The following is an 11,215-nucleotide window of genomic DNA, read 5'->3' as shown; positions in this document are numbered from 1 at the left end:
GTGTCTGGCTCAGATCAAATGATTGCGCTTGGCGAAGTCACGCAAGTGCACCGCCGAGCTGATCCCGAGCTTTTTCATCAGCCGGGTTTTATAGGTGCTGACGGTTTTATGGCTCAGGTGCATGTCCTCGGCAATCGTCTTGTTCGGCTTGCCCTGCCCCAATTGTTCGAAAATGTTCAGCTCACGGTCAGAGAGCTGATCGATCATCTGCTTTTCGGTGATTTGCACGGCATTCAATGTGCTGGTGCTTTCAGGCAGTGCGGAAAAATAGGTGTAGCCGGACATCACGGCCTGGATGGCCTTGTGCAGCTGTTGCAATTGATTGGTCTTGGTGACATAGGCCATCGCCCCGGCCCGCAGGCAACGCTCCTGATAAAACAACGGATCGTGGGTACTGAACACCAATACCCGGCAATCAAGATCGTTGGCCCTGATCCGCGTCATCACCTCCAGCCCGTCGAGTGCCGGCAAACGCAGGTCCAGCACGACCAGTTTCGGCTGATGCTCGCGGATCAGCGCCACCACCTCGTTGCCATTGGACGCTTCGTGAATTTCCTTGAAACCTTCGGCTTGCAGCACGATCCGGATGGCGGCCCGTACGACCGGATGATCGTCGACGATCAGCGCTGACTTCATGTCCACTCCCGATGACAAACCTGGCGAAAAGACCAACGGCGTCAGTGGATCCGGACGCAGTGGCTGCGCAAGGACTGTTACACGAATCAGCGAGTGAATCACCTGTCAGGTCTGACAGTTGCCGCCAGCGACATTCTATGCATAAGCCCGACGCCGAGCGCCCGACTCCAGCTGCCAGACCGGCGCATCCCGCGACCTGTCGGGGGCATCGACCAGCGCCATCAACTGTTTGATCGCCGAGGCGCCGGGCGACGCCGCATGACTGATCTGCACGTTGTCCTGGGCAAAACCCAGGGCCGTCTGCAACGGCGCCGAAGCCTCGTTGTAGATCAACGCATGACGAACCTGCGGGTTGTTCAGGAAAAACCCCGGCAGGTCCAGCGCTCCGGTCGCCAGGTCGGCGTTGATCACTACGGCGTCAAAGGGTTCGCAGCCGTAATCGACCAGGGTCAGCAACTCGGCGAGGGTCTGCACCGGCGCAACCCGGTAGTAACCGAGGTTATTGAAAAGTCGCTCGGTGTTCATCCGGTAAAAATGCTGCGGGTCGGCGATAAGGATGCGCAGGGCTTTGTTGATCATGGTCAATCTCCCGGTGAAGTCGGTTTCTGGGTCGGGCAAGGCTACGTAGGCCTTCCGCCCGGATCTGTAGGAACTTTCCTAAAAACCCGGTCATTCATCCTTGGCCTGATGCTCGTTGCGCTGCTGCAGCCAGCCCAGCAAGTCGACCCCGGACATCGGGCGCGCATACCAGTAGCCCTGCCCCTGCGTACAACCCAGCGCCAACAGTTCCCGGCGCTGCGCATCGGTCTCGATGCCTTCGATCACGACGCTCATGCCGAGGGTTTCGCCCAGTGCCAGGGTGCTGCTGATCGCCGCCCGGCAACGGGGCTCATGCTCAAGGTTGCGAATGAAATCAGCGTCCAGCTTGATTTCGTTGAACGGCAACTGACACAGGCGCTGCAACGAGGAAAACCCTGCGCCGAAGTCATCAATCGACAGGCGACATCCCATCATGCGCAGGCGTACCAGGGTTTCGAGGCTGGTGGCCGGCGCTTCGAGCAAGCCGCTTTCGGTCAGCTCGAAGGTCAGGCTTGCACCCGTAGTGGCGTGGCGCGCCAGCAGGCTGAGCAGGGTGGACGTCAGCTCACCACTGGCCAACTGCGTCGCTTGCAGATTGAACGCGATGTTCAAGGCAAAACCTTGCTCGCGGGCACTGCTCTGCACCAGCAGCGCTTGCTCCAACTGAGTAAACAACAGCGCGTCGAGCAACCCACAACGCTCCAGCACCGGCATGAACAGCGCCGGCGAAATAATTCCACGGGTCGGGTGCAGCCAGCGGCACAGCACCTCGACACCACAGACCTCACCCGTGTGCAAATTGAATTTGGGCTGATACCAGGCATGCAATTGCTGCTCGGCCAGCGCCTGGCGCACCGCCGCTTCACTGGCCAGCGTGACGGCTGTGGCAGCTGGCAATGGCGTGACAGGACGGTTGACCGCCTTGTCGAGCAAATCCGCCAGCACTTGCGCATGCAAGGGTTTGCCGACATCGCCGAGCAAATCCATGCCCAGCAGCGCCACCATTTGATGCACCGCCCGACGCAAGTCTGCCGACAGCGAACTACTGATGATCACTGACTTGACCTGCCCTGACGGGCCCACACGCTGCAGAAACTCCAGCCCGTCCATGCCGTCCATTTGCAGATCGCACAGGGCCACGTCGACCGTGCCAACAGACTCCAGCAGCGCCAGCGCCTCGGCGCCGTCACTGGCTTCAAGCACCTCGCGGCAACCGAGCGCACGCAGCATGTTGACCGCCACCGAGCGTTGGAAAGCATGGTCTTCCAGTACCAGCACACGCAGTGGCCGTTCGCAAAAACGCTCAAACATCGAATTGCTCCAGCAGAGGACCCAGGGTTTGTCGATCCGGCGTACGGATCAGGCTCAGTTGCCGCCGTTGACTGGCGTAGATCATCGCTGCCCGGGCCTGGCCGCGTTGTCCGTCGTAGATCACACCGTGGCGAATCTGCGCGTTGCTCTGGAAAAATCGCAGCGCATCAATCCCGGTAGCGGCCAGCACGTTCGCGTTGATCAGCATCAGGTCAAAACGCTCGAAAGGCTCGTGTGAGTATTGAGTCACGCTCAGCAGTTCGCGGAACGAACGTACCGGCGTGAGCGCCCGACAGCCCAGTTCATTGAGCGTTCTGCTGATTCGCGAATGCAGTGAGCACTGCTCTTCGACAATAAGGATGCGCCAGCACTTGTAGGACATTGATTTCGACAGGGTTAGGAAAAGGAATTGTTGCTGGTAGTACCAGTGCCGACACGCTAATCAAAAAGAACTGCGCGGCATGTAGGACAAGTCTGAAAAAAACACCGGAATGTTCTGGTCGTCGCAAGAGAAAAAGCCACGGCGGAATAACCCGACGTGGCTTCTGTTTGCTTACCAGAGGTAGCGATAACCCAGGCTCACACCGAAGGGTTGCTCGATGCCATTGCCTTTGGCGTATTCGGCATCCAGCGAGATCTTGCTCTTTTCACTGACCTGCAACACGCCGCCAAACCCGAGTTCGACCCGGTTACCCGGCAGCTCGGCGTCGAACTTGTGGCCATTGACGTTGACCTTGCTGCTGCCGGCATGCTCGGTGATGTACGACGCTTTGACATACGGTTGGGCCTTCATGCCGTTGCTCAGCTCCAGGCTGCGACCGAACAGTGAACCCACACGGCTCTGCAAGGAGTCGAGGTCATCGGACTTGACACGCAAGCCGTTGCTGGCGGTGTAACTGGCGCCCTGGGTACGCGTCGCGGTGATTTCCAGTTGTGGCTCCACGAACCAGCCATCCTTCAAATTGATGCGCTTGCCGACCTCGATATCCGCACCGATGCCGTTGGTGCTGTAGGAACCTTTGACCGACTCGCCCAGATTGCTCGGGGTCTTGATCTCGTTATCGAAACGGCTGTACTTCAACACGCTGTCGACGTACACACCGTTGTCGTTGAGGTACGTGGCGTAGACGCCGAACATACGGCTGTCGATTTCACCGGAAGCGCCCTCGCCGAAATCCAGGTCCGATCGAGCGGTACCGACCATCGCACCGACATAGACTTTGCCGCTGTCCACCGCGAAGGCTTTGTCGGCACCGATTTCCAGCCCCGTGACGTCTTGGGTGTAGGCGCGACTGGAGTGTTCGCTGACGTCGAATCGCTTACCGATCGCGCGGGTCCAGAGACCACCGTCATCCTCGCCCATGCGCAACTCGCCAAGGCGTTTGACCAAGGCGTTCATCTGCGCATTCCACAGGCCCGCTCCGGCGGTGCGGGCAGCGATGGCGGCGTTGGCACCTTTGGACAGGTTTTGCGGCGCCGGGTCGACCGGGCGCGGCGGTGGTGTTACAGGGGACACCGGCTTGACAGGATCAACCGGCGCCACGGGGTCTACTGGATTGACGGGGACTACTGGCTTTCCCGGGTCGACCGGATTGACCGGGTCCACTGGCTTCACCGGGTCGACCGGAATCGCTCCCCCGCTTGCCAGTCCCCAGTCATCGCCCTGTTGCTGCAAGGTGTAACGAAATGCACCGGCATCGACATGGTCTCCATACAAGGCGAATTTCGCGTCGCCCCCGTGGGTGTCCACCAACAACAGTCGGCCGTCAGAAGCGCTCGGTTCATGCCCGGAATCGCCGACGATCAACGTGTGATCTCCGCTCGCCAGTCCGGCGCCCTGCACCACCAGCAAATCATGCTGCTGGCTGGCGATGTCGGTGTTCATCAGGATGTTGCCGCTGCCGGACAGGGCGTTGACCGTGAAGGTTTTGAAGCTGCCATCGGTGCTCGGGACGAACGCCAGGCGGCCACCGTTGAGTGTCAGCGAATCGACGGTTTTCACGCCATTCTCCATGACATTGACGGTACCGCCCGCCTCTGCCACCACCCCATTGGCCTGAGCGCCGCGGTACAGATTGACCTGACCACCGTTACTCACCGTGCTGTTATTGGCGGTGCCGGTGTTGTACACACTTTGCGTGCCGCCTTGAATGTTCGTGTCATTGGCCACTGCGCCACCCAGCATGCCTTGGCGAATCGTCTGCTCGCCTCCGGCCTCAATGACGCTGCCATTGGCCACCGCCCGATTGATCAGGTTTTGCGTACCGCCATTACCGACCCGGGTATCGTTGGCGATGGCCAGGATATCCAGGGTCTGTACGCTGCCTGCGTTGATCAGGGTGCGATTGACCGTGGCGCGCGTGACGGTCTGCTGACTGGCGTTGAGCACGGTGTCATTGGCAATGCCGCTGGTGCCGACCAATTGCGTGCCGCCGTTGTTGACCACCGTGCCATGGCTGATGCCACTGGCCACGTTCTGCATCGCGCCGTCGACCACCGTGTCGTAGGTCACGCCATTACTGAACACGCTTTGCGAACCACTGCCACTGACAGTGGTGCGATGCGCTGTGCCTTGGGTGCCAATCGACTGCACGCCACTGGTCACGCTCTCGTCATAGACCACCGCACCGCTGTCGACCGAAGCGGTATAGGCGTTGGCGTACATCGGCAGCAGCAATGCCACGGCCATGGCAACCGGCGAGCGCTGGAACAAAGGGAAACGGTTTTTCATCAACTGATCCTCACGTGTGCCCCTTCGGGCGACGGCGTAAATCGGGTTGAGTTCGAACCTTTGATGGAGCCGGCTCGCACTCGGGAAGCCGGCAATTTAGAGAAGCAGCGGGATTTTCTGAGTAGGACTTTTCTTTTAGCGTGTAGGAAATTTCCTAAGCACGCCCGCCGGTCTCATCCGGGTCTTTGACGAAAAAAAGCGAGCCCGTTGCAGGCTCGCTTCGTCGATCGTCAGTTTCGAGCGCCGACCATGGTCGATCCGTAAGAGATGATCACCTCCACCCGGCGATTGAGCTGACGGGAGCGCGCATCAGCGTTACCGGCCACCGGAAATTGCTTGCCGTAGCCCTTGGTGATCAGACGATCAGCGCTGATGCCCATTTGCTGGAGGGCGAAGGCCACCGCATCCGCACGACGCTCTGACAGACGCTGGTTGAAATCCTCGCTGCCCACATCGTCGGTAAAACCCTCGATGCGCACTTTGCGTTCCGGATTGGCCGTCAGGTACTGCGCCAGTTGTTCGAAGTTGCGCTGGCTGCCGTGCTTGAGATCGGCCTTGCCGGTGTCGAACAGCACGTCACCGAAGGTGACGACTTCCCCGCGCTGGGTTTTCTGCGCCTTCATCGCTTGCAGCGCCTTGAGCTGCTGGGTGCGCACGTCTAGCTGCACCTGAGTACGCTCGGCATCGATTTTCTTCAGCCCGGCTTCGGCCTGACGCCCGACGATGGTCTGCTCGGCAAGTGCGATTTTCTGCCTGGCAAGGTACGCCAACTGATCGACGTCCGCCGCCTGGCGATCCTTGATCGAAGCCTGATCAGCCTTGTACAGCGCACTGAACGCATCCTTGGTTTCGATCGCCGCCAGGGTGTTGGACTCGGGCTTTTGCTGCAACGCGGCAAACTGTGCGCGAGCCTGTAGCAATTGCGGGTTTTCCGGTGGGGTGGCGCAACCGGCGAGTATCAAAGCAGATAGCGATACTGCTGGCAGTAATTTGTAAGTCGGCATGTATCGCTCCTTATTGGGCACTGGCGGGCGGATTGAAACCGGTAACCGGGTCTTGCAACATTTCCTGCTTGAGCACCTGAATGCCACTGCGGGCGTCGGTCAGCTGTTTTTGCCATTTCACCGCACGCGATTTGCGTTCGGCGAGGTTGGCATCGGCTTCGATCTGTTCAGCCAGCAGCCTGGCTTGCGGATAGTCTTTTTCGCCCAAGGCGCGTTCCATCAGGAACATTTTGTCCTGCGCGGCTTTCATTTCCAGCGGCGCATATTGCGTCGCTTCTGCCGAGACCGCTCGATTGACCGCGTCACGTGACAGCGAGACCTGCTGCTCGGGAATGGGCGCACTGGCGCAGCCACTCAACACCGCAGCGACGGCCAGTCCACAGGCGACCAGTCGTGCCCGGGAAGACATAGAGGAAAGGGTCATCAACAACTCCAAACGTTAGCCAGTGAAGTGAGCTCGGCGGTACGCCGAGCACACCGCACGTTAGCGACGTAAGGTCAGTGACGAATGTAGGAAAATTCTCAAGGACAGCACGGAAAATGGAATATTTTGTCAGGCCAGACGCTCGTCCAACTGCGCAGCCAACTGCTCCATCGACTGCTGCAAGGCATCCACCGCGGCGGTCAGGACTTGCGTGTCGAGCCCTTCACTGGCGACCTCCAGCGCTTCACACGCCTGAATCAGCGAGTGCGCCTTGATAATGCGCGCACCGCCCTTGACCCGGTGAGCCAGATTAGCGAGCCCGACCATGTCGTGCTGGGTAAACAGGCGCATCAGTTTGGCCATGTCCTGCGCGTTGCTCGTGGCCAGATCGCTCAACAGACTGTTGATCGACGCACGATCACCACGAGTCAGTTGTTCGAGGCTGCCGAGATCAATGTCACCTGGCCTGCAATCACCGGGCAATTCATCAGTCGCTGAACGCGGCCGTGGGACGACAGCGGCCAGGCGCAGATTGAGGTCCTTGAGGCTGATCGGCTTGAACAGGCAATCGTCCATGCCGGCCTCGGCGCAACGATCCTTCTCTTCGGCCAGCGCATTGGCGGTGAACCCCAATACCAGACTGCGCGGCAACTCCCGTGCAGTTTCCTCATCACGGATCGCCCGGGCCAGTTCGTAGCCATTCATGATCGGCATATTGCAGTCGGTAATGACCACGTCGAAGGTCTGGTTGCGCCAGGCACGCAGGCCATGGGCGCCGTCCTCTGCATCCGTCACCCGATGCCCCAGATAACTCAACTGTTGCGACAACAGCAGACGGTTGGCCGGGTAATCGTCGATCACCAGAATATTCAGGCTGTGGCTGGCCCGCAGTGTCTCGACGTCGTCGACGGGCGCCGCGTCCAGCGGTTCAAGTATCGACAGATTCAACAGCACCTCGATCTGCGTGCCCCGCCCCAGCTCACTGGTCAGCGTGAGGCTGCCGCCCATCATTTCGCACAGCGTACGACTGATCACCAGCCCAAGCCCGGAGCCGCCTTGCGCCGACTGACCATGATTACCGGCCTGGGCAAACGGACTGAACAATTGGGTCTGATCCGCAGGCGAGATCCCGCGGCCAGTGTCCTTGACGCGCAGGCAAAGACTCAGCCGCTCATCGCTGCCGCTCTCGACTTGCACACTCAACACCACCTGCCCCGCCTCCGTGAACTTGATGGCATTGCTCAACAGATTCGACAGCACTTGTTTGAAACGTAACGGATCGATCAACACATCGACATTACTCAGGGCGTCCAGATCCAGTTGCAGACGCAACTGTTTCTGCCGCGCCAGGCCCTCGAAAATGCGCGCGACCGACTCAACCAGCTCTCGCAGATTGGCGCGTTCCGGCGCCAGCGACAGGCGGCCGGATTCGATCCGTGCAATGTCGAGAATGTCGCCAATCAGATCCAGCAACCCACGCGCCGCGCCCGAAGCCACCTCGACCGCGAAACGGTCCAGTACACCCTGATCGGCCTTTTTCAGCGCCAGTTCGAGCATGCCGATGATTGCGTTCATCGGCGTGCGGATTTCGTGGCTCATGGTCGCCAGGAACGTGGTCTTGGCGCGGTTGGCGTCATCGGCGACATCCTTGGCGATTTGCAGCTCCTGCAACAGATGCTGGCGCTCGCTGACATCGATCCAGCCCGCGATCATGCCGGTGACGGCACCGTCGCTGCCACGGTAAGGCAACATCCAGTGGTAGATCGTCAGCGCGCGGCCGTCCGCCAGATTCAGGCTACGGTCCTGAATGCTCGGCAAGCCCTCCTCCATCACCCGTAGATAGTCATCCTGAAAAACCTGTGCCTGCTGCACATCGCTGAGCACGCCGTCCGTCACCAACTTGCCGATCACCGCTTCGCGCTCGGTGCCGAATACCTGCAGGTAACCGCTGTTGCAGATCACCAGGCGGCCTTCGCGATCGCGCACGTAGATCGGATGCGGCGTGCCATCAATGAGCACGCGCATGAACTCCATTTGATCGTTCAGAGCGATTTCCGCCTGGCGCCGCTTGCGCATCAACAGACGCAGATAAGCAATCCAGCCAAACGCCACGAGCAGCAACGCGCCGGCGATCACGAAGCCCTGGAGGATGATGTCGCGATTGCGCAGCCAATAACTGTCATCCACCACCACTTCGCTGCGCCAGCGGTTGGTCAGCTCGTCCATTTCTTCCGGGCTGATGCTCAACAGGGCCTTGTCGAGAATCGAGTACAGTTCCAGCGCACCGCGATTGGTCGCCAGTGCAATGCGTGCAGGCTGGGTGCCGACGGTACTGCTGACCTGCAATGTGTCGCGGTACTGACGCGAGATCATATAGCGGGCACTGACCAGCGAATTGATCGCGCCCTCGACCTTGCCCTGGGCCACCATCTCCATGGCTTCGGCGGCATTGTCTGCGGCGACCAGTTGCACAGAGGGATATTGCTCGACAAGGTATTCGCGCAAGACGTTGCCGCGGATCAGCGCCAGACGCTTGCCGGCCAACTGATCGAGGGTCTTCGGCTCACCGCCACGGCGCATGACCAGCACGAACGGATTGATCAGGTACGGACGGGTGAAACGCAATTCGCCTTCGCGCTCGGTGCTTGGCGTAAACGCCGCCAGCATGTCGGCCCTGCCACTGGTCACTTCACCGATCAGGTCATCGACCGAATCCACGCGCTGCATATCGAATTGCAGCCCCGTGCGCAGACTGATCTTGGCCAGCACGTCAGCACTGATCCCGCGAAAGTTGCCGGCGTCGTCGACAAAGGTCAGCGGCAGGAAGTTCTCGTTGATCGCGACTTTGATGCGCGGATGACGATCCAGCCAGCGTTGCTCTTTGACACTGAAATGCAGCCGGTGCTGGCCGGGAATGGCCACTCCGCCGACACTCCAGCGCCGCCGGATACTCATGCGTTCATCAACAGGAATGACCTTCAATGCAGCATCGAGAATCTGCAACAACCGAGTGTTGTCCCGGGTCACGGCAAAACTGAAGGGCTGGGTTTCCATGCGCGAAAAATCGCTGAGCTGAACGTTGTTAAGGTAGTTCTTCTTGATCAGGTAATTGGAGCTGAGCAAGTCGCCCAGATAAACGTCAGCCTGACCAAACGCCACGGCACCGATCGCCGTCAGTGTCGAGGGATACAGTTGCACATTGGCGTTGGGGTAAAACGCCTGGACCGTTTCCGGAGGCAGGTAGTGATAGAGCATCGCCACACGTTTGCCTGCCAGGTCTTCCGGCAGGTTGTGACTCTCATCGATGCGCGTCACCAGGGTCGGATTATCGTCAGCGTAAGGCAAGGAGATCGCCAATTGCGGATCCGCCGCTTCAAAGCCGTTGGCGGTGCCGATCATATCGATCTGGCCGCTTTTCAGCGCAGCCAGCAGATCGCCGCGCGAGGCGTAACGCCGGACCTCGACGTTGACGTGCAGGAGTTGTTCGATCAGTTGCGCGTAATCGGCCGTCAGACCTTCGTAGTCATTGCCGTTGCCGGTAATCGCAAAAGGCGCGTAATCGGGGCTGCTGTCGCCGAGCAACAGGCGCCCCTTGCTCCGCAACCAGCTCCAGTCCGGCTCATCCAGTGGCACGGCGTACCCCTGGACATCCGAGCGACCGAGCAGCTGCAACGTATCGGGCTGCGCAGCGGCCATTGCCTGCTGCAGCGACAGGGAGCCAAACAGCGCAAGACCGGCAAGGCAATTTCTGACGAAAATAATCATTTAGAGCAGGTTGTTGCGCTTGGCGAAATCAGCGAGATACACCACCGACTTGACGTTGAGTTTCTCGATCAGACGCGTCTTGTAGGTACTGACCGTTTTGTTGCTCAACAACATCGCGTCACCGATCTCCTTGTTGCTCAGCCCCTTGGCCAACTGCTGCAGAATGGTCAGCTCGCGGTCTGACAGGCTCTGGATGAGTTCCAGATCCGTGGCCTGGGCATCGCTGCGCCGGACCGAGCTACTGGCCAGATTGGGGAAAAAGGTATAACCGTCCATCACCACTTTGATGGCTTTGACCAATTCGTCCAGATCGTTGGTTTTGGAGATATAGCCCGCCGCGCCTGCCTTCATGGAGCGCATGGAATAGAACTGCGCTGATTGCGAGGTCAGCACCAGAATCTTGCAGTGCAGGTTCAGCGCACTGATACGCGAGATCACCTCCAGGCCGTCGAGCTTGGGCATGGCGATATCCAGAATGATCAGATCGGGAGTGTGTTCGCGGGCCTGTTGCACAGCGTCGGCGCCATTATCCGCTTCGGCCACAACGTCGAAATTTTCCTGTTTCAACAGCATCTTGACCGCAGAGCGAATGAACGGATGATCGTCCACGATGATCGCTTTGAGCATAAAAACCCCTGTAGGACACGTCGATCAACAACATCGGCAACATCACGAATAATGATGGGACAGCAGACCAGGCGATCCTCGTGTCGAAAAATACACGAGCATCACTGGAGTGTAGGAAAAATCTTGAAAATAACTGCA

General features: G+C 59.3%; 9 protein-coding genes. All 9 read right to left on the bottom strand.

Going from position 1 to position 11,215, the window contains the following annotated elements:
- Positions 1–9 precede the first annotated feature (9 nt).
- A complete protein-coding gene (locus PseuLF5_RS11465) occupies positions 10–636 on the bottom strand; it encodes a response regulator transcription factor (RefSeq protein ID WP_340133560.1) in 627 nt (208 codons plus the stop codon).
- A gap of 135 nt (positions 637–771) precedes the next feature.
- Complete coding sequence (locus tag PseuLF5_RS11460; RefSeq protein WP_128614570.1) at positions 772–1,215, bottom strand: chemotaxis protein CheY; 444 nt, start codon at positions 1,213–1,215, stop codon at positions 772–774.
- A 90-nt stretch (positions 1,216–1,305) separates the two neighbouring features.
- On the bottom strand, positions 1,306–2,526 hold the full coding sequence (locus tag PseuLF5_RS11455) for an EAL domain-containing response regulator (protein WP_123463471.1): 1,221 nt from the start codon (positions 2,524–2,526) through the stop codon (positions 1,306–1,308).
- Entirely contained in the window at positions 2,519–2,908 is a 390-nt protein-coding gene (locus PseuLF5_RS11450; RefSeq protein ID WP_123463473.1) for a hypothetical protein, read from the bottom strand. Before PseuLF5_RS11450 ends, PseuLF5_RS11455 begins: the two co-directional genes overlap by 8 nt.
- A 171-nt stretch (positions 2,909–3,079) precedes the next feature.
- The gene (locus PseuLF5_RS11445; protein ID WP_340133559.1) at positions 3,080–5,257 is read right to left on the bottom strand and encodes an autotransporter outer membrane beta-barrel domain-containing protein; all 2,178 of its coding nucleotides are present in this window, start codon (positions 5,255–5,257) and stop codon (positions 3,080–3,082) included.
- A 230-nt stretch (positions 5,258–5,487) separates the two neighbouring features.
- A complete protein-coding gene (locus PseuLF5_RS11440; RefSeq protein WP_340133558.1) occupies positions 5,488–6,261 on the bottom strand; it encodes an OmpA family protein in 774 nt (257 codons plus the stop codon).
- 10 nt (positions 6,262–6,271) lie between these two features.
- Positions 6,272–6,685 carry a DUF4398 domain-containing protein gene (locus PseuLF5_RS11435; protein WP_123463479.1) on the bottom strand — a complete coding sequence of 138 codons (414 nt, stop codon included), beginning with the start codon at positions 6,683–6,685 and terminating at the stop codon, positions 6,272–6,274.
- Positions 6,686–6,814: 129 nt separating this feature from the next.
- The gene (locus PseuLF5_RS11430) at positions 6,815–10,450 is read right to left on the bottom strand and encodes a transporter substrate-binding domain-containing protein (RefSeq protein ID WP_340133556.1); all 3,636 of its coding nucleotides are present in this window, start codon (positions 10,448–10,450) and stop codon (positions 6,815–6,817) included.
- Complete coding sequence (locus PseuLF5_RS11425; RefSeq protein WP_123463482.1) at positions 10,451–11,077, bottom strand: response regulator transcription factor; 627 nt, start codon at positions 11,075–11,077, stop codon at positions 10,451–10,453.
- Positions 11,078–11,215: the final 138 nt, after the last annotated feature.

The organism is Pseudomonas sp. LF-5, from assembly GCF_037626295.1.
In the GTDB taxonomy this organism is placed as follows: domain Bacteria; phylum Pseudomonadota; class Gammaproteobacteria; order Pseudomonadales; family Pseudomonadaceae; genus Aquipseudomonas; species Aquipseudomonas monsensis.
The sequence above is the reverse complement of the archived record's forward strand: the minus strand, read 5'-3'. Positions and strand labels throughout refer to the sequence as shown.

Bases quoted from the DNA above. Each gene is read 5' to 3' on its own strand.
- PseuLF5_RS11465 (WP_340133560.1), bottom strand. From the start codon at position 636: ATGAAGTCAGCGCTGATCGTCGACGATCATCCGGTCGTACGGGCCGCC.
- PseuLF5_RS11460 (WP_128614570.1), bottom strand. From the start codon at position 1,215: ATGATCAACAAAGCCCTGCGCATCCTTATCGCCGACCCGCAGCATTTT.
- PseuLF5_RS11455 (WP_123463471.1), bottom strand. From the start codon at position 2,526: ATGTTTGAGCGTTTTTGCGAACGGCCACTGCGTGTGCTGGTACTGGAA.
- PseuLF5_RS11450 (WP_123463473.1), bottom strand. From the start codon at position 2,908: ATGTCCTACAAGTGCTGGCGCATCCTTATTGTCGAAGAGCAGTGCTCA.
- PseuLF5_RS11445 (WP_340133559.1), bottom strand. From the start codon at position 5,257: ATGAAAAACCGTTTCCCTTTGTTCCAGCGCTCGCCGGTTGCCATGGCC.
- PseuLF5_RS11440 (WP_340133558.1), bottom strand. From the start codon at position 6,261: ATGCCGACTTACAAATTACTGCCAGCAGTATCGCTATCTGCTTTGATA.
- PseuLF5_RS11435 (WP_123463479.1), bottom strand. From the start codon at position 6,685: ATGACCCTTTCCTCTATGTCTTCCCGGGCACGACTGGTCGCCTGTGGA.
- PseuLF5_RS11430 (WP_340133556.1), bottom strand. From the start codon at position 10,450: ATGATTATTTTCGTCAGAAATTGCCTTGCCGGTCTTGCGCTGTTTGGC.
- PseuLF5_RS11425 (WP_123463482.1), bottom strand. From the start codon at position 11,077: ATGCTCAAAGCGATCATCGTGGACGATCATCCGTTCATTCGCTCTGCG.